Source organism: Phenylobacterium sp. (assembly GCF_030693405.1).
Taxonomy (GTDB): Bacteria; Pseudomonadota; Alphaproteobacteria; order Caulobacterales; family Caulobacteraceae; genus Phenylobacterium.
The window spans coordinates 117,295-134,456 of the sequence record NZ_JAUYAW010000010.1 but is presented as its reverse complement, the minus strand read 5'-3'; the positions used below and the strand labels follow the sequence as shown (position 1 = coordinate 134,456).

Annotated in this window: 16 protein-coding genes; 12 read left to right on the top strand and 4 right to left on the bottom strand. The window is 69.3% G+C overall.

Annotated features, from left to right (window positions below; all coding sequences use genetic code 11):
• Window positions 1–50 precede the first annotated feature (50 nt).
• Window positions 51–470 carry a VOC family protein gene (locus tag Q8N19_RS02010; RefSeq protein WP_305587967.1) on the top strand — a complete coding sequence of 140 codons (420 nt, stop codon included), beginning with the start codon at window positions 51–53 and terminating at the stop codon, window positions 468–470.
• Entirely contained in the window at window positions 467–1,447 is a 981-nt protein-coding gene (locus tag Q8N19_RS02005) for a threonine/serine dehydratase (protein ID WP_305587966.1), read from the top strand. The genes Q8N19_RS02010 and Q8N19_RS02005 overlap by 4 nt, the downstream gene beginning before the upstream one ends.
• On the opposite strand, the gene Q8N19_RS02000 is transcribed toward Q8N19_RS02005, so the two are convergent.
• From Q8N19_RS02000 to Q8N19_RS01990, 3 genes are read right to left on the bottom strand one after another with little or no spacing between them, the layout of a single operon-like run.
• Complete coding sequence (locus Q8N19_RS02000; protein WP_305587965.1) at window positions 1,444–4,560, bottom strand: efflux RND transporter permease subunit; 3,117 nt, start codon at window positions 4,558–4,560, stop codon at window positions 1,444–1,446. The two genes, Q8N19_RS02005 and Q8N19_RS02000, sit on opposite strands and share 4 nt — an antisense overlap.
• Window positions 4,557–5,717: an efflux RND transporter periplasmic adaptor subunit gene (locus tag Q8N19_RS01995; RefSeq protein ID WP_305587964.1), complete on the bottom strand. Its 1,161-nt coding sequence runs from the start codon at window positions 5,715–5,717 to the stop codon at window positions 4,557–4,559. The genes Q8N19_RS02000 and Q8N19_RS01995 overlap by 4 nt, the downstream gene beginning before the upstream one ends.
• A gap of 10 nt (window positions 5,718–5,727) precedes the next feature.
• On the bottom strand, window positions 5,728–7,146 hold the full coding sequence (locus tag Q8N19_RS01990) for an efflux transporter outer membrane subunit (protein ID WP_305587963.1): 1,419 nt from the start codon (window positions 7,144–7,146) through the stop codon (window positions 5,728–5,730).
• 218 nt (window positions 7,147–7,364) lie between these two features.
• On the opposite strand from Q8N19_RS01990, the gene Q8N19_RS01985 reads away from it, so the two are divergent.
• Together Q8N19_RS01985 and Q8N19_RS01980 are read left to right on the top strand one after the other, a co-directional pair.
• A complete protein-coding gene (locus tag Q8N19_RS01985) occupies window positions 7,365–9,023 on the top strand; it encodes a M28 family metallopeptidase (RefSeq protein WP_305587962.1) in 1,659 nt (552 codons plus the stop codon).
• A 13-nt stretch (window positions 9,024–9,036) separates the two neighbouring features.
• Window positions 9,037–9,849 (top strand): DUF72 domain-containing protein, encoded by an 813-nt coding sequence (locus Q8N19_RS01980; RefSeq protein WP_305587961.1) that lies wholly within the window; start codon window positions 9,037–9,039, stop codon window positions 9,847–9,849.
• A gap of 64 nt (window positions 9,850–9,913) precedes the next feature.
• Here Q8N19_RS01980 and Q8N19_RS01975 read toward each other — a convergent pair whose 3' ends face one another.
• Entirely contained in the window at window positions 9,914–10,219 is a 306-nt protein-coding gene (locus Q8N19_RS01975; RefSeq protein WP_371133768.1) for a hypothetical protein, read from the bottom strand.
• 305 nt (window positions 10,220–10,524) lie between these two features.
• Here Q8N19_RS01975 and Q8N19_RS01970 point away from each other — a divergent pair, with 305 nt between their 5' ends.
• The 8 genes from Q8N19_RS01970 (at window position 10,525) to rnpA (ending at window position 17,153) form a co-directional block, all read left to right on the top strand.
• Window positions 10,525–12,441 (top strand): methyl-accepting chemotaxis protein, encoded by a 1,917-nt coding sequence (locus Q8N19_RS01970; RefSeq protein WP_305588072.1) that lies wholly within the window; start codon window positions 10,525–10,527, stop codon window positions 12,439–12,441.
• A 145-nt stretch (window positions 12,442–12,586) separates the two neighbouring features.
• Window positions 12,587–13,504 carry an SDR family oxidoreductase gene (locus tag Q8N19_RS01965; RefSeq protein ID WP_305587960.1) on the top strand — a complete coding sequence of 306 codons (918 nt, stop codon included), beginning with the start codon at window positions 12,587–12,589 and terminating at the stop codon, window positions 13,502–13,504.
• 64 nt (window positions 13,505–13,568) lie between these two features.
• Window positions 13,569–13,955 (top strand): hypothetical protein, encoded by a 387-nt coding sequence (locus Q8N19_RS01960; RefSeq protein ID WP_305587959.1) that lies wholly within the window; start codon window positions 13,569–13,571, stop codon window positions 13,953–13,955.
• A 140-nt stretch (window positions 13,956–14,095) separates the two neighbouring features.
• On the top strand, window positions 14,096–14,722 hold the full coding sequence (locus Q8N19_RS01955; protein ID WP_305587958.1) for a TetR/AcrR family transcriptional regulator: 627 nt from the start codon (window positions 14,096–14,098) through the stop codon (window positions 14,720–14,722).
• Window positions 14,723–14,735: 13 nt separating this feature from the next.
• Entirely contained in the window at window positions 14,736–15,719 is a 984-nt protein-coding gene (locus tag Q8N19_RS01950; RefSeq protein ID WP_305587957.1) for an NADPH:quinone oxidoreductase family protein, read from the top strand.
• A 23-nt stretch (window positions 15,720–15,742) separates the two neighbouring features.
• Window positions 15,743–16,492, top strand: a complete 750-nt coding sequence (gene map / locus Q8N19_RS01945; RefSeq protein ID WP_305587956.1) for a type I methionyl aminopeptidase — start codon at window positions 15,743–15,745, stop codon at window positions 16,490–16,492.
• A gap of 92 nt (window positions 16,493–16,584) precedes the next feature.
• Complete coding sequence (gene rpmH, locus Q8N19_RS01940; protein WP_293317463.1) at window positions 16,585–16,719, top strand: 50S ribosomal protein L34; 135 nt, start codon at window positions 16,585–16,587, stop codon at window positions 16,717–16,719.
• Between the two features lie 35 nt (window positions 16,720–16,754).
• Entirely contained in the window at window positions 16,755–17,153 is a 399-nt protein-coding gene (rnpA, locus tag Q8N19_RS01935; RefSeq protein ID WP_305587955.1) for a ribonuclease P protein component, read from the top strand.
• Window positions 17,154–17,162 lie beyond the last annotated feature (9 nt).

Here is a 17,162-nt window from a genome sequence, read left to right as displayed (position 1 = left end):
CGCCGCTTAAAACCGTCGCGCGGGCGGCAGTCGCGAGCTAATCAGAATCCATGACCCGACCCCGCTTCCACCTCGCCTTCCCCGTCCGTGACCTGGCCGAGGCCCGCGCCTTCTACGGTGAGCTGCTGGGCTGCCCAGAGGGTCGCTCCAGCCCCGACTGGATCGACTTCGACTTCCATGGCCACCAGATCGTCGCTCATCTGGCGCCCGATGAGGTCGGCCATCGACAGACCAGCGCCGTGGACGGGGAAGACGTGCCCGTCCGCCACTTTGGCGTCATCCTGACCCTGGAGGCCTGGCGGGCCCTGGCCGATCGGCTGGAGGCGGCCGGCACACAGTTCATCATCCCCCCGCAGGTGCGCTTCAAGGGCCAGCCCGGGGAGCAGGCGACCTTGTTCTTCCTTGATCCCTCGGGCAATGCGCTGGAGTTCAAGGCCTTCGCCGACGACGGCATGGTGTTCGCCAAATGAGCGTAACGCTTGCCGACATTCAGGCCGCCGCCGGCCGCATCCGCGGCCACGCCCTCGAGACGCCGCTGATCGAAAGCCCCGCCCTGAACGAGCGGGCGGGTGTTCGGGTCCTGCTGAAGGCCGAGACCCTGCAGCGGGTGGGCGCCTTCAAGTTCCGCGGGGCCTATAACCGGCTGGTTCAGCTATCGGCCGACGAACGGACACGGGGCGTGGTGGCCTTCTCCTCGGGCAACCATGCGCAAGGGGTCGCGCTCGCCGCCCGGCTGCTGGGGATTCCGGCCCTGATCGTCATGCCGAGCGACGCGCCCAAGGTGAAGGTCGACGCCACCCAGGGCTATGGCGCCGAGGTGCGGTTCTACGACCGGCTGACCGACAGCCGCGAGGCCATCGCCGCAGAGATCGCCGCACAGCGGGGTTCCGTCGTCGTGCCGGCCTTCGATGATCGCCACATCATCGCGGGCCAAGGCACGGTGGGTCTGGAGATGGTCGATCAGGCGAAGGCCGCCGGAGCGTCCCTTGATCTGGTGGCCGCTCCGATCAGCGGCGGGGGCCTGCTGGCCGGTCTGGCCACAGCGATCAAGGGCTTAAGTCCACAGACCGCCATGGTCGGGGTGGAGCCGGCAGGCTTCGATGACACGCTGAAGTCCCTGCAGGCCGGCGAGCGCCAAGTGTTCAAGCCCACCGGCCGCTCCCTGTGCGACTCGCTGGAGTCGCCCTTCCCGGGAGAACTGACCTTTCCGATCATGCAGAAGACCGTAGCCGATGTGGCCGTGGTCAGCGATCGCGAGATCACCGAGGCCATGCGCTACGCCTTTTCCACCCTGAAGCTGGTGGTGGAGCCCGGCGGCGTCGCCGCCCTGGCCGCCCTGCTGGCCGGCAAGATCGATGTCGCCGGCAAGAGGGCCGTGGGCCTGATCCTGTCCGGCGGCAATGTCGATCCTGAACAGTTCGCCCAGGTCCTGCGCGGCGAGCTCTAGAGCCTGTCCTCCGGCACGGCGGGGCCAGGGGCCTCCCGCGGGGTGATGAAGCGGGCCAGGCGCGGCTTCAGCCAGCGCTCGAAGTCGTCGACGAACTCATAGACCACCGGCACCAGCACCAGGGACAGGATGGTCGAGGTGATAAGCCCGCCGATCACGGCGACCGCCATGGGCTGACGGAACTCCGCGCCTTTCTCCAGGGCGAGCGCCGTGGGCAACATCCCTGCGGCCATGGCCACGGTGGTCATGACGATGGGCCTGGCCCGCTCGCGGCAGGCGTCGATCAGCGCCTCGCGCTGGGGCATCCCTTCCCGCTCGCGCTCGATGGCGTACTCCACCAGCAGGATGGAGTTCTTGGCCGCCAGGCCGAGCAACATCAGGAAGCCGATCATCGAAGGGATCGACAGGGAGAGCTGGAAGGCCAGCAGGCCGAGGAAGGCGCCGCCCACCGCCAGCGGCAGGGCCGACAGGATGACCAGCGGCTTGAAGAAGCTGCGGAACAGCAGGACCAGCACGGCGAAGATCATCGAGACCCCGGCGAAGATCGCCAGGCCCATGGCGCCGAACAGCTCCTGCATGGCCTCCAGCTCGCCGGTCTCGGCCGGCGCCACGCCGTCAGGCAGGTTCCGCATGATCGGCAGGGCCTGGACCTTCTGGTTGGCCTCGCCCAGCTCCACCCCGTTCAGCTCGGCCTGGACGGTGAGCTGGCGGCTGCGGTTGAGACGCTCGATCCGGGCGGGGCCGGCCTGAAACTCCACATCGGCCACGGCGCCCAGGGTGGTCACGCCGCCGGTCGCGGTGGGGATGCGCAGGGAGCGGATCGCCTCAAGGTCGGTCCGGGCCTCCACCGGCAGGCGCAGGCGGATCGGCAGACGCCGCTCATTGATGGTCATCTTGGCCACATTGGCGTCGATGTCGCCGACGGTGGCGACCCGGGCCACGGTGGCGATCTGCTCGGCGCTGACGCCCAGGCGGGCGGCCTCGGCGGGGCGGGGCCGGATGATCAGCTCAGGCCCCGTGGGCGGAACCGAGGGCCGGGGTTCGGCGATCTCTGGCACCTCGCGCATCTGCCGCTCCAGCTCCAGGGCGGTCTCGCGAAGGGCCTCAGGGTTTTCGCTGGTCAGGACGATCTGAAGTCCCGCCTGGCCCTGGCCGTCGAGGAAGGTCACCCGGGCGTCGGGAATCTCCCGCAGGGCCTCGCGCATTTCCCGGCGGATCTCTGCGCCGGTCAGGTCGCGGCCCTCCTGAAGCAGCACGGTGACCGTGCCGCTGCGCAGGTCGCTGCCGCCGCCCCCGCCGCCGCCCGGCCCCTGCGCCACCACAGTGGAGCCGATCTGGGCGAAGACGTTGGTCACCTCGGGCCGGTCGGCGAAGGTGGCGGTGATGTCGCGGACCACCCCTTCCATGTGCTCGGCGGTCGCCCCGGGCGGACCCTGGACGTTCACATAGAGGTAGTCGGGGTCGCCGGCCGGCTGGAAGCCCTGGGGCAGGAGCGGGATCAGCGCCAGGGAGGCGATGAACATGACCCCGCCGGCGATGCTGGCGATGATCCGGTGATCCAGCGCCCATTCGAGCGTGTCGCGATAGAGGCCCTTGAACGGTTTGCGCGGATGGGGCGCTGTGGCCGGCTTGAGCAGATAGGCCGCCATCAGCGGCGTCAGCAGGCGCGCCACCAGCAGGGAGAAGATGACGGCCACCGACACGGTGATGCCGAACTCCCGGAAGAATTGCCCGGCCATGCCGCCCATGAAGGAGACGGGCGTGAACACCACCACGATGGAGGCGGTCGTCGCCACCACGGCCAGGCCGATGGCGTCCGCGCCCTCAAGCGCGGCCTGGAAGGGCCGCATTCCGGCGATGATCCGTTTCTCAATATTCTCCACCTCGACGATGGCGTCATCGACCAGGATGCCGATCACCAGGGTGAGACCCAGGAGGGTGACGATGTTGAGCGAGAAGCCCAGCAGGTCCATCACGAAGAAGGTCGGGATCAGCGACAGCGGCATGGCCACCGCGGCGATGGCCGTGGAGCGCCAGTTGCGCAGGAAGACGAAGACCACCAGGGCCGCGAGCCCCATGCCTTCCAGCAGCACGTTCTGGGTCGCGTGGAAGCTGGCGCGGGTCTCGTCCACCGACGAGAAGATCTTGGTGAAGGAGACGCCCTCGTGCTGGGTCTCCAGCTCGGCCAGGGCCGCAAGGACCCCATCCTCGACGGTCACGTCGCTGGAATCCCGGGTCTTCATGACCATGAAGCCGACCACCGGCTGGCCGTTCAGGCGGGCGAAGCCCCGGGGCTCGGACGCGCCATCGCCCACATCGGCGATATCCGACAGGCGGACATAGCCCCCCTGGCCTGTGGGGATGGTCAGGTCGCGCAGGGCCTCGACGCTGCTCACGGCGCCCAGCACCCGCAGGTTCTGCTCCTGGCCGCCGATGGCCACCCGACCGCCAGGCGCATCCAGGTCGAAGCTGCGCAGGGCGTTGTTGACCTGCACCGCGGTCAGGCCGCGGGCGGCCAGCCGGTCGGGGTCCAGGACCACATTGATCTCGCGGGTCACCCCGCCCACCCGGGCCACCTGGGCGACACCCTCGCGGGCCTGCAGGGCCCGGCCCAGGGTGTCGTCCACGAACCACGACAGCTCCACGTCCGACATGTTCGGGGCGGCGACCGCATAGGTCATGATCGGCTGGGAATCGAGCTCGATCCGCTGGACCGTCGGCTCGTCGATCTCCCGGGGCAGGACGGCGCGGGTCTGGTCGATGCGCGAGCGGACGTCGTCGGTGGCCTTTTGCAGGTCCTCGCCCAGCTCGAATTCGACGCTGGTGACCGAGACCCCCTGGGTGACGGTGGAATAGATGTTCTTGACGTTGGGGATGCCCGCCAGGGCGTCCTCCACCGGCCGGGTGATCTGGGTCTCCATCTCGCCAGGCGCGGCGCCGCTCTGGGTGACGGTGACCGAGACCGCGGGAAACTGGACGTTGGGGAACAGCTTGACCGGCAGATTCCCATAGGAAATCAGCCCCGCCAGGGTCAGGGCGATGAACAGCACCGCCACCGGGACCGGGTTGCGGATGGCCCAGGTGGAGAGGCCTAAGGGGCGGTCGGCGCTCATTTCGCGGGCTCGGTCTTGGCCTTCGGCGCCGGCGCGGCGGGCGCGCCTTCGGCGCCCTTGCGGACGGGCCGGACGAGATCATTCTCCAGCAGGAATGAGCCGGCGCTCTCGACCACCAGGGATCCGGCCGCAGGACCGCGGACCAGCTCCACAAGGCCGCCGCCGCGGGCGCCGGTGGAGACGGCCACCCGCTTCACGCGGGTGTCCTCGCCGACCACCATGACGCTGGCGCCGTCGCCGTCATAGCGCACGGCGGTTTCCGGCACGGTCAGAGAGGAACCGCCGCCGCCCTCGAAGGCGGCGCTGGCGAAGCCCCCGGCGCGGATCGACGGCCGGGCAGGCAGGCTGATCCACACCGTCCCCAGCTGGGTCTGGGCGCTCACCTGCGGGCTGACCAGCCGGACCTTGCCCAGCACCGTCTCGCCGTTCTGCAGGGTCACCTGCACCGACTGGCCCTGGCGGATGCGGGCGAGATCAGCTTCGGAAACCTCGGCCTGCAGCTCGATCAGCCCGTCACGGGCGATGACAAACCAGGGCGTCGAGCCGGCGCCCGACTGATCGCCGGGGCGGACATTGCGCGCCAGCACCAGGCCTGAGACCGGGGCGCTGACCGACAGCCTTGACTGGCGGGCCCGCAGGTCGGCGAGACCCGCGGCCTGGGCGCGGACCTGAGCCCGGGCGGTGCGGGCCTGGAATTGCCGCTGTTCGATCTGTTCGTTGGACAGGACGCCTTGGCCCTCGAGGCCCTCGACCCGGGCGGCCTGACTTTCGGCCTGCTCGGCCTGGACCTCGGCCTGGGCGAGCGCGGCCTCCTGCTGCAGGAGCTGCGATTGGAGGAGGGCGCCGTCGAGGACCGCCAGCGTCTGGCCGGCGCGCACATAGGCGCCGGGCTCCACCAGGACCCGGGCTACCCGGTAGCCGGCGATCTCGGCGCTGACGGCGGCCTCCTCCCGGGGAACCAGGGGACCGGAGGCCGAAACCGAGCCGGTGATCGGCTGCGAGCCGACCGGTACGACGGTGACCGCCCGGGCCTGCTGTTCGGCGGTCTCCCGCGGCGCCTCTTCGCTGCAGGCGGCGAGCCCGAGCAGGCCGGCCATCAGGATGGCCAGGGCGGGGGCGAGGCGGCGGGGCGCCGGAAGGGTCTTGATCTGCATCATGCCGTCCGCCTCAGCGGGCTTGGGTGTTGGGGGGGAGGGTCTGGGACGGCCAGCCGCCGCCCAGAGCCTTGTAGGCCTGCACGGCCCTGCGCTGGGCCTGGACCTGGGCGCTGGTCAGCTGGGCCCGGGTGGCCCGCCAGACCTGCTCGGCGCTGAGCGCGGTGTTGAGATCGGTCAGCCCGGCGTCATATCCCAGGCGCGCGGAAGTGTAGGCCCGCTCGGCCCGCGCCTCGCCATCGGCCAGCAGGTCGACCCGGCGACGGTCGGCCGACAGGCGGGTCAGCGCGCTCTCGGCCTCGGCATAGGCGGTCTGGACCACCTTCTCATAGGCGATCACGGCCTGCTCGGTGCGGGCGTCCTGCGCCTTGAGGTCCAGCATCAGCTGCGGGATGTTGAGCACCGGCTGAACCACCGAAGCCCCGATGCTCCAGTTCTGGGTGGTGGCCGAATAGCCCGGCTGCTCGTTGCGCGAAAGGCCTAGGCCGGGCGTCAGGCTGAAGGTCGGGAAAAACGCCAGTTGAGCGTAGGTCAGCCGGCCGGCCGCCGAGCGCACCCGGGCCTCGGCTTCGCGGACGTCAGGCCGCCTGGCCAGGAGTTCGCCCGGAATGGCGGCGGGGACCGGCGGCGGCAGGGCGGTCAGCGGCGGGGTGGAGACCCCGTCCAGGGGCGCGGTTCCCCGGCCCACCAGCACCAGGAGGGTGCGCTGCTGGGCCTGGAGCTCAGCCTCCAGGCTTTCCACCTGGCTGTCGGCCTGGGCCAGTTCGCCGGCCACCCGGTCCGATTCCAGCCGGGCGGTGAGGCCCGCCTGGACCCGGCGCTCCACCAGGTCATAGAGCGAGCGCTGGATGCGGGCGCTCTCCCGGGCGTCAGCCAGCTGGATGGCCAGGCCGCGGGCCTGGAAATAGGCGTCGGCCACATTGGCCGCCAGGCTCGCCCGGGCGCCCTCATAGGCGAAGCGGGCCGCGGCCGTATCGCCCTGGGCGGCGCGGCGCACGGCGAAGAAGCGACCGAACAGGTCCAGCTCCCAGCTGACATTGAAATTGGCTTGATAGGCCTCACTGGTTCCCGAGGTGGAAAAGCCCGGGATGGTGATCTCCTGACCATCCACCTGCTCGGTCTCGGTCCGCCGCCCCGAGCCGGTCAGCTGGCCCTGGGGCAGGAAGGTGGTGAGCGCGCTGGCGGCCGTCAGGCGCGCCTCCCGCAGACGGGCCTCGGCGCTCTGGGCGTCGGGGCTGCGGGTCAGCGCCTCATTCACCAGGGCGGTGAGTTCAGGGTCGTTGAAGGCCAGCCACCACTGGTCCAGGGCCTGGGTCTCGGCCGCGCCCGACACCGGATAGGCGTCCGGCAGGTCGATGCGGGCCTCCCGCGGGGTCGCGCAGGCGCCAAGCGACAGGAGCGTGAGAAGGGCGAGCGAAGTCGGCAGACGCATGGCAGTCCTGGTGGGCCTCGGCCGCGAATCAGAAGGCATCATAGCCCAGCTTCAGATCCCTGACCCCGGGCGGCGAGGGTTCCCAGACCACAGGTCTGCGACCCGGTGATTGCAGGGACGATACAAACTAGACGGGGCGCCGCCGGGCATTCCGACGGTGGCGCGACACATGGGCCGCAGATAGGGTCGCAGCAACCCCAATCTTACGCAGAATCATCATGAAGACCCACCTCTTCGCCGCCGTCGCCGCCATCGCCCTGGCGGCGGGTCCCACCTTGGCCCAGGACGCTGGGCCGATCTCGAGCGCCGCCATGGGCCGCCACATCGAGGTGCTGGCGTCCGACGCCTTCGAGGGACGCGCCCCGGCCACCCCGGCGGAAGCCAAGACGGTCGCCTATCTGGTCGAACAGCTTCAGGCCGCAGGCCTCAAGCCAGCCGGCGATCTGAAGGACGGCGGCCGGGCCTGGACCCAGGACGTACCCCTGGCCCGCTTCGAGATCCGCGGCCCGGTCAGTGCGGCGGTGAAGGCTGGCGACGAGACCCTGACCCTGCGCCAGGGCGAAGAGATCGCCATCCGCGCCACGGCCAACGGCGCCGACCGGGTGGAGATCAAGGACGCGCCCATCGTCTTCGGCGGCTATGGCGTGGTGGCGCCGGAGCGGAACTGGGACGACTTCAAGGGCATGGATCTGGTCGGAAAGATCGTCCTGGTCCTGGTCAACGACCCGGATTTCGAGACTGGCGAGGGCGACTTCGGCGGCAAGGCCATGACCTATTACGGCCGCTGGACCTACAAGTACGAGGAGGCCGCCCGTCAGGGCGCGCTCGGCCTGCTGGTGATCCATGAGACCGCGCCGGCCTCCTATGGCTGGGCCACGGTGAAGAACTCCAACACCAATGAGATTCTGGACATCGTGCGGCCCGACCCCGCCGCGGCCCATGTTCCCCTGGAGGGCTGGGTCCAGAGGGACCTGGCCGTGGACCTGCTGTCGCGGGCCGGCCTGGACTTCGCCGCGCTGAAGGCCGAGGCCCAGAGCCGCGACTTTCAGCCGAAGGTCCTGGAGGGCGTGACCCTGTCGGCGGGCTTTGAGGTCGACAGGCAGCAGATCGTGACCCGGAACGTGGTCGGCGAGATCACCGGCGCCAAGCGCCCCGACGAGCGGGTGATCTACACCTCGCACTGGGACCATCTCGGCGTGGGCGCCGCCGATGCGAACGGGGACGCGATCTATAATGGCGCGGTGGACAACGCCTCTGGCGTGGCGGCGGTCATCGAGATCGCCCGCGCCTTCGCCGCCGGCCCGGCGCCCGAGCGCAGCGTCAATGTGCTGCTGGTGACCGCCGAGGAAAAGGGGCTGCTGGGCTCGGAGTATTACGCCGCGGCCCCGCTCTATCCTCTGGCGACGACCGTGGCGATCCTGAACCTGGATGCGCCCTCCCCCGCGGGTCCGGCCCGGGACTTCTCCGCCGCTGGCGATGCAGCCTCCGACCTGCAGGACATGCTCATCGCCCAGGGCCGCGAGATGGGGCGGACCTTCCGACCCGATCAGCGGCCCGAAGCCGGCAGCTTCTTCCGGTCCGACCACTTCCCCTTTGTCCGGGGCGGCGTGCCCGCCATCTCCTACCGCTCGGGCCTCGATCTGGTCGATGGCGGCGTTGCGGCTGGCCTGGCCTGGGCCGAGGCCTACACCGCGTCCAAATATCACCAGCAGGACGACGAATATGGTCCGGACTGGAACCTTGAGGGCATGGCCCAGGACGCCGAGCTGCTCTACCGCCTGGGGCTGACCCTGGCCAATTCCAGCGACTGGCCGGCGTGGAAGGACGGCTCGGAGTTCAAGGCCACCCGGGACATCACCGCGTCCGCCCGACGCTGAAGGATAGGCATCAATGAGCAGGCAGGTGCGCGCTGGAATCGGCGGCTGGACCTTCGAACCCTGGCGGGGTGTCTTCTATCCCAAGGGGCTGCGCCAGGCCGATGAGCTGGCCTATGCCAGCGCTCACCTGCCGGTCATCGAAATCAACTCGACCTACTATTCCAGCCAGAAGCCAGAGAGCTTCGCCAAGTGGGCCGCGGCGACCCCGGAAGGGTTTATCTTCACGGTTAAGGCCTCGCGCTTCTGCACCAACCGCAAGGTGTTGGCCGACGCCGGGGAGTCGATCGGCAAGTTCCTCAATCAGGGGCTCATTGAGCTCGGCGACCGGCTGGGGCCCATCCTGTGGCAGTTCATGGCCACCAAGCGGTTCGACCGCGATGACTTCGAGAGCTTCCTTAACCTGCTGCCGGCGCGCCTTGAGGACCGGCCCCTGCGCCACGCGGTCGAGGTGCGCCACGAGAGCTTCGCGCAGGAGGCCTTTCTCGACCTGTGCCGGGCGCGCAATGTGGCGGTCTGCCTGACCGAACACGCCGAGTTTCCGATGATCGCCGACCCGACGGCGGACTTTGTCTATGCCCGGCTGATGGCCGGCGATGACGGGATCGAGACGGGCTACGCCCCGGACGCCCTTGAGCGCTGGGCGCGGCGGCTTGAGGCCTATGCCGAGGGCGGGGCGCCCGAGGACCTGCCGCACATCGCGCCTGCGGCCAACCAGGCGGCCGGACGAGACGTGTTCGCCTTTTTCATCAGCGAAGGGAAGGTGCGGGCGCCAGCGGCGGCGCAGGCGCTGATGGACAGGGTCGAGACGCGCTTTCACGCCCCATAACGAAAGACGCCCCCGCAGCAGGCTGCGAGGGCGCCGGATCGTCAAGAATTACGAATTCTCGAGTTTAGCTGCCAGGGAACCGCATCGGGACCTTAACCTGGCCCGTCTTGGCGCCCATGGGCAGGGCCTCGGCGACGCAGAGCGCAGCCTTGTCGAAACCCTTGCCCGCGGCGCTGTCCTGCAGGACCACACAGCCCGACAGCTTACCGCCGTCGGCGCTGCATTCCAGCATGACCGTCGCCGCGTCACGCATATTGGCGTGCTTGGCAAGACAACGGGCCATGCTCTGTTCAAACGAAGACGCCGCTGCTGCAGACGTCAGTACGAGGCTGATGAGGACGCCCCCACCCACTGCGATGATGTTTTTCACCTACCCACTCCTTCTAGACCGGAAGTGTGCACACCATCGGGGATTCAGGTTAAAATTGTCTAATCCGCGCAGGAAAATATAGGTAAACGCAAATAAACCATAATTCACTACCTGTCGGACCCCGGCCTTCACTTGGCCGCTCTCTATAGTACGCAGCGAACCGTGCGAGGCCGCACGATTTCGCAACCCACGGTTAGGAACTGTTAGCACCTGCGATTCATCATGCTCCCGCCAGATGGGTAATGTTTAGGCCACGGGGGATTGGGCGTCAGATGCGGTTTCGGCTCGTAGACTTACCATTGATCGTGAAGATCGGCTTCGCGCCCGCCTTCGCCCTGATCATGCTGGCGGCGCTGGCCGCCGGAACGATCGTCATGCAGCGGGCCCAGACCGACACCCTGCGCCAGGTCGTCAACACCGACATGCCCAACAGCCTGCGGATCCAGCGGATCTCCGAGCGCATCAACAATGTGCACGGCGAGCTCTACTACCTGCTGACCCAGCAGGCCGCCGGCATCGAGGTGGGGGCCATCGAAGGGCGTGGGCAGGCGATGCTGGTCGAGGTGGACGCCATCGCGGCGGAAACCGAGGCCGCCAAGGCCGCCGCGCCGGCCGCGCAGCACGCCGCCTTTGACACCCTGATCGCCGATCTGAAGGAGACCCGTGACGCCCTGGACGTGATCATGGCCATGATCGGCGTCGACTTCACCACCGCCGCCAGCTTCGCCGCCCCGTTCGAGGAGCAGTATAAGGAGATGACCGTCAATCTGGCGGGCATCGTCCAGGCCACCCAGGCCGCCACCGATCAGCGGGCCGCCGCCAGCGAAGCCCGCGCCGCCATGTCCCAGAACGTCACCATCGCCGCGGTGCTGGTCACCCTGCTGGCCGCCGGCGCCCTGGCCCTGATGTCGGTTCTGACCATGCGCGGCGCCGTCCAGCGCATCGCCGGCGCCACCGAGCGCCTGTCGCGGGGCGACAACGAGGTCAAGCTGGACGAACTGGCCCGCAAGGACGAGCTGGGGGCCATCGTGAGCTCGCTCACGGTCTTCCGTGACAATCAGATCCAGATGGAGCGGCTCCGCGAAGAGCAGGAGGCCACCCGTCAGAGCGCCGAGGAGACCCGCCGCCAGAGCGCTGACGCCGCCGCCGCCGTCGCCGAGGAACAGTCCCGCGTCGTGGGCGCCCTGGCGCTCGCCATGGACCGCCTGGCCGATGGCGATCTGACCTACCGTCTCGAAGAGAGCTTCCCGGGCGAGTACCAGAAGCTTCGCGACGACTTCAACGCCGCTGTCGCCAAGCTGGAAGAGGTGATGAGCGCCATCTCCTCCACCACCCTGTCGATCACATCGGGCGCCACCGAGATCTCCAGCGGCGCCGACGACCTGTCCCGCCGCACCGAGCATCAGGCGGCCACCCTGGAAGAGACCGCTGCTGCGCTCGACGAGATCACCGCCACGGTTCAGAAGACGTCCAGCGGCGCCGATCAGGGCCGTGAGGCCGTGACCTCGGCCCGGGCCGACGCCGAACGCTCCGGCGAAGTGGTCCGCCGCGCGGTTTCGGCCATGGGCGAGATCGAAAAGTCCTCGGCCCAGATCAGCCAGATCATCGGCGTCATCGACGAGATCGCCTTCCAGACCAACCTGCTGGCCCTCAACGCCGGCGTCGAAGCCGCCCGGGCCGGGGACGCCGGCCGTGGTTTCGCCGTGGTCGCCTCCGAGGTCCGGGCTCTGGCCCAGCGCTCGGCCGAGGCCGCCAAGGAGATCAAGTCCCTGATCAGCGCCTCCACCGAACAGGTGGCCCAAGGGGTCGGCCTGGTCGGTGAGACTGGCAAGGCCCTGGAGCGGATCGTCACCCAGGTCACCGAGATCAACGGTCTGGTCTCAGAAATCGCCGCCTCGGCCAAGGAAGAGGCGTTGGGCCTCGCCCAGGTCAATACGGCGGTCAACGAGATGGACCACGTCACCCAGCAGAACGCGGCCATGGTCGAGCAGTCCACCGCCGCCAGCCGGGTCCTGGCCGACGAGGCGCGCGAACTCTCGCGCCTGGTGGCCCGCTTCAAGCTGTCTGCGGTTCACGCCGCGGCCCCCTCCCGGCCCAGCACAGCGCCCGCCCGCACGGCGCCCCGGGCCGATCCGCGGCCGGCCCAGCGGCCGGTCAGCCACGGCGCCACCGCCCTGGCCATGAAGCCCCAGGCCGAGGAAGAGGGCTGGGAGGAGTTCTGACCCTCCTCCTCGCCTCCCCCATAAGGACGATCCGAAGCGCGCGGCCCCCCGCGCGCTTCTTTCGTTTTGGGCGGGTCACGCCCTGACTTGACCTCCGCGGCGTCAGCAGGCGGCAATCTGACTGAAACACACAGAGGGAACGGCCATGGCTCAGCTTGAGATGAACGACCTGATGTTCCGCCCCGGCCTGATGGCTGGAGAGCGGATCCTGATCACCGGCGGCGGCACGGGCCTGGGCAAGGTGATGGCCGAGGCCTGCCTGATGCTGGGCGCCGAGGTCTATATCTGTGGCCGGCGCGGCGGGGTGGTGGAGGCGACCGCCGCCGAGCTGATGGCCGCCCATGGGGGCAAGTGCGTGGGCCTGGCCTGCGACATCCGCGTGCCCGAAGCCATCGAGGCCATGCTGGACCAGATCTGGGCCGATGGCGGGGCCCTGACCGGCCTGGTTAACAATGCGGCGGGCAACTTCATCAGCCGCACCGAGGATCTGTCGCCCCGGGGTTTCGACGCCATTTCCAACATCGTCTTCCGCGGCGCCTTCTTCGTCACCCAAGGCTGCGGCAAGCGCTGGATCGCCGAGGGGCGCAAGGCCTCTGTCGTCTCCATCCTCGTCACCTGGATTTGGAACGGCGGCCCCTTCACCGTGCCCTCGGCCATGTCGAAGGCCGGCATCGCGGCCATGAGCCAGTCCCTGGCCGTGGAGTGGGGCTCCTACGGCATCCGCTTCAATAATATCGCGCCCGGGCCCTTCCCCACCGAGGGGATGAGCGCGCGGCTCAATCCCGGCCAGGCCGAGGAGAGCGGCGGCGCCTATGGCGACATGAGCAGCAACCCCATGGGCCGGGTCGGCGACATGCGCGAGCTGGCCAATCTGGCCGTCTATCTGCTGCATCCGCTGTCGGCCTATGTGAACGGTCAGACCATCGCCATCGACGGGGCCGCCTGGCAGGCCACCGGCGGCAACTTCTCGCGCCTGCGGGCCTGGGGCGACGACGAGTGGCAGGCGGCCCGTGAGGCGATCCAGTCCACCAACGCCAAGGACCGGGCCCAGCGCACGGTCTGACACCCGGAGGCTGGCCGAAAACGTGGTTAATCGGGTCTTAACGGCTGGGGTTCAGGCTAGGGACATGCGATCTGCGCCAGCCCTGCTCCTGACGGTCCTCCTGGCCCTGGCCGCCCCTGCGACGGCTCAGACCGACGGGCGGCTGTCCCTGGAGCGTCCGGGCGCTGCAGCCCTGGGCCTGCGCGGGGCTGGAGAGGCCCCCCAGGGCGCTGCGGCGACCCCTGACGCCCCGCAGGCGGCTGAAACCCCCGCGCCCTCGAGCCTTGGCCTGCGGCCCCTGGCAGGGTCGGTGCTGATGTCGACACCCATTCCGCCCGACGCCCAGGCCTGCCGCATGTCCTGCGCCCAGACCTATTATTTCTGCCTGGCCGGCGACGGATCGGACGAATGCGCTCAGGCCTGGGGTCAGTGCCGGCTGGGTTGCGGGCCGGGCGCCGGCGGGGCGAGCTGATCGCCAAGGGTCACAGGGCGCCCAGGGCAAGGGCGGCCAGGACCGGATCTGAAGACCCTTCACCTTCCGCCCGCAGAGCAGTGGCGCTCGTCCAGACCACGTCCTAGAATGACGCCTGTCAGTTTTGCGTACGGAGTCGCATGTCCCAGGTCGCCATTCTTCCGATCGGAAAGCGGGCCAAGACCAAGGTCCAGAACCGGACCGCCATCCTGGACGCCGCCCGCGAGGTGTTCGGTGAGATCGGCTATGAGCCGTGCACCGTGCGCGACATCATCCGCCGCACGGGCCTCGCGGCCGGCACCTTCTACAACTACTTCAAGTCCAAGGAGGAGGTGTTCGCCGCCCTGGCCGATGACGGCGCCCGGCGCTTCGCCCCGATCCTCAAGGCCCTGCGCAGCCAGAACGCCGACTTCGAAGGCTTCGTGCGCTCGGCCCTGCAAGCCTATTTCCAGTTCCTGGCCGACGAGCACCAGCAGTGGGCCGACCGGCGCGAAGCCGAGGAGCACCTGCACGTCCACGGCCAGACCCCGGAGATGGAGGCGGTGTTCAACGAGGTGCGCGCCGCCATTCTCGACGAGATCGCCAGAGGCGCGGCGCCCGCCGCCGACGCCGACTATCTGGCCGGCGCCTGCATCGCCATCGCCCGCGAGGTGGGCGAACAGATGGTCAGCCGCAGGCCGGTGGACGTGGAGGGCGCCACAGCCTTCTCCACCGCCCTCATCCTGTCGGGCCTAAAGGGCCTGCCCAAGGCGCAGCCCGTCCCATGATAGGCGGCCGCTGATGCGCGCCCTGGTGGTTGAGGCCCTGGCCGCCGACTATGGCGGCTGCGTCCTGAAAGAGGTCGAGACCCCGGCGCCGGGTCCTGGGGAGGTGCGTGTCCGCGTCAAGGCCGCGGCGGTCAACTTCCCCGACCTGCTGCAGACCCGCGGCGAGTATCAGCACAAGCCGCCCCTGCCCTTTATCCCCGGCATGGAGATCGCCGGCGAGGTGGACGCCCTGGGCGAGGGCGTCGAGGGTTTCCAGCTCGGCGAAGCCGTGGTCGGCGGCGCCCGCATCGGCGGCTTTTCGGATTTCGCCATCACCCCGGCGGCTGGCCTGCGCCGCAAGCCCGAGCGGTTGTCCTTCAGCCAGGCGGCCGGCTACGCCACGGCCTATCTCACCGCCTATGTGTCCCTGGTGCGTCGGGCCCGGGCCGAGCCTGGCGAATGGCTGCTGGTCCATGGGGCGGCGGGCGGCGTCGGCCTGGCGGCGGTGGATCTTGGACGTCACCTGGGGCTGCGGGTCATCGCCGCCTCAGCCTCCGACGAGAAACTGGCCCTTGTCGCGGCCGACTACGGTCCTGAGGCCACGGTGAACGTCACCGGCGGCTTCCGTGAGGCGGTCAAGGCCATCACCGGCGGCCGGGGCGCCGACATCATCTATGACCCCGTCGGCGGCGACGTGTTCGACGAGAGCGTGCGCTGCATCGCCTTTGACGGCCGGCTGCTGTCCATCGGCTTCACGTCCGGGCGGTTGCCGGTGCTGCCGGTGAACATGGCGCTGATCAAGGGCTTCTCCCTGATGGGCGTCCGCGCCGGCGAATATGGCCGCCAGTTCCCCGACAAGGGCCGCGAGAACCAGGCCGCCATCTGGGACCTGGCGCAGGCCGGCCAGGTCACCCCCCGGGTCCACGCCGAATATCCCCTGGCCGACTGGCGCGCCGCCTTCGACAGCCTGGCCCTGCGCCAGGTGGTGGGCAAGGCCGTCATCCGTCCCGATCTCTGAACTCCGTCCAAAGGCGTCCTCCCATGACCATCAGCAGCCAGGAAGACCTGGAGAAGCTCCGGACCATCGGCCGGCTGGTCGCCCAGACCCTGGAGGCCATGGGCAAGGCCCTGGAGCCAGGCATGACCACCGCCGAGCTGGACGGCATCGGCCGTCGCCTGCTGGAGGCGCAGGGCGCCCGCTCAGCGCCGGAGCTCGCCTATGGCTTTCCCGGCGCCACCTGCATCTCGGTGGGGCCGGACGTGGCCCACGGGATCCCTGGCGATCAGAAGATCTGCGCCGGCGACCTGGTGAACATCGACGTCTCCGCCGAGCTGGACGGCTATTATGGCGACACCGGCGCCAGCTTCGCCGTGCCGCCGGTCACCCGCAGGGTCGAGCGCCTGTGCCGGGACGGCCGCCGCGCCATGTGGAGCGGCATCCGGGCGGTGCGCCCCGGCGCGCCCCTGAACGCCATCGGCCGGTCCATCGAGGGGTTCGCCCAGAAGAACGGCTACAGCCTGATCCGCAACCTCGCCAGCCATGGCGTCGGCCGGTCCCTGCACGAGGAGCCGGAGAGCATTCCCACCTGGTATGAGCCCCGCGACCGCCGGCAGATCACCGAGGGCCTGGTCTTCACCATCGAACCCTTCCTGGCGCTGGGCGAGGACTGGGTGGACGAGCTGGACGACGGCTGGACCCTGCGCCCCACCGGCGGCGGACCGGCCGTTCAGTATGAGCACACCCTGGTCGCCACCCGTAACGGACCGATCGTCCTGACCCTGGCCAATTGAGGCTGATCGCCCTTTTCGGCAGGGGAGCGGTTGACGGGGCCTGGTGGTTGGCGTATCTCCGCGCCTCGTTTTTCTGACCTGGAGCCAACAACGTGAAGCGGACATATCAGCCGTCGCGACTCGTGCGTAAGCGCCGTCACGGCTACCGCGCGCGCATGGCCACCAAGAATGGCCAAAAGGTCATTCAGCGCCGCCGCGCCAAGGGCCGCAAGCGTCTGAGCGCCTAAGGGCCTTAGCTGAGCGGTAGAATTGAGGTGTCGGCGTGACCGACGCCCCTATCAAGATCGAGCGCCTGCGTAAGCGACCAGACTTTCTGGCTGCTGCGCGGGCGTTTTCGTGCGCCCGCGGCGCCGTGGTCGTCCAGGCCCGCGACCGCGAAGACCACGCCCCGCTGGTCCGGGTCGGCTTCACCGCCACCCGCAAGGTTGGCGGCGCCGTCGTCCGCAACCGCGCCAAGCGGCGCATGCGGGCCGCCGCCCATGAGCTGTTGCCGCGTTTCGCGCGCCCTGGATTCGACTATGTGATCATCGCCCGCAGCGGCGCGCCGGTGCGAGCCTGGCCGCGTTTGCTTGACGATGTGAAAAGCGCGCTGATAAGCCTCGCGACCGAAAGCGACCGGCAGGCGCGTCCGTCTGCGACCGCAACCCCTCCTTCGCCCTGAGCGCGCTGA

What these genes read in the sequence shown, in the direction of transcription:
- Q8N19_RS02010 (WP_305587967.1), top strand. Translation starts at nt 51, where the DNA reads ATGACCCGACCCCGCTTCCACCTCGCCTTCCCCGTCCGTGACCTGGCC.
- Q8N19_RS02005 (WP_305587966.1), top strand. Translation starts at nt 467, where the DNA reads ATGAGCGTAACGCTTGCCGACATTCAGGCCGCCGCCGGCCGCATCCGC.
- Q8N19_RS02000 (WP_305587965.1), bottom strand. Translation starts at nt 4,560, where the DNA reads ATGAGCGCCGACCGCCCCTTAGGCCTCTCCACCTGGGCCATCCGCAAC.
- Q8N19_RS01995 (WP_305587964.1), bottom strand. Translation starts at nt 5,717, where the DNA reads ATGATGCAGATCAAGACCCTTCCGGCGCCCCGCCGCCTCGCCCCCGCC.
- Q8N19_RS01990 (WP_305587963.1), bottom strand. Translation starts at nt 7,146, where the DNA reads ATGCGTCTGCCGACTTCGCTCGCCCTTCTCACGCTCCTGTCGCTTGGC.
- Q8N19_RS01985 (WP_305587962.1), top strand. Translation starts at nt 7,365, where the DNA reads ATGAAGACCCACCTCTTCGCCGCCGTCGCCGCCATCGCCCTGGCGGCG.
- Q8N19_RS01980 (WP_305587961.1), top strand. Translation starts at nt 9,037, where the DNA reads ATGAGCAGGCAGGTGCGCGCTGGAATCGGCGGCTGGACCTTCGAACCC.
- Q8N19_RS01965 (WP_305587960.1), top strand. Translation starts at nt 12,587, where the DNA reads ATGGCTCAGCTTGAGATGAACGACCTGATGTTCCGCCCCGGCCTGATG.
- Q8N19_RS01960 (WP_305587959.1), top strand. Translation starts at nt 13,569, where the DNA reads ATGCGATCTGCGCCAGCCCTGCTCCTGACGGTCCTCCTGGCCCTGGCC.
- Q8N19_RS01955 (WP_305587958.1), top strand. Translation starts at nt 14,096, where the DNA reads ATGTCCCAGGTCGCCATTCTTCCGATCGGAAAGCGGGCCAAGACCAAG.
- Q8N19_RS01950 (WP_305587957.1), top strand. Translation starts at nt 14,736, where the DNA reads ATGCGCGCCCTGGTGGTTGAGGCCCTGGCCGCCGACTATGGCGGCTGC.
- map (WP_305587956.1), top strand. Translation starts at nt 15,743, where the DNA reads ATGACCATCAGCAGCCAGGAAGACCTGGAGAAGCTCCGGACCATCGGC.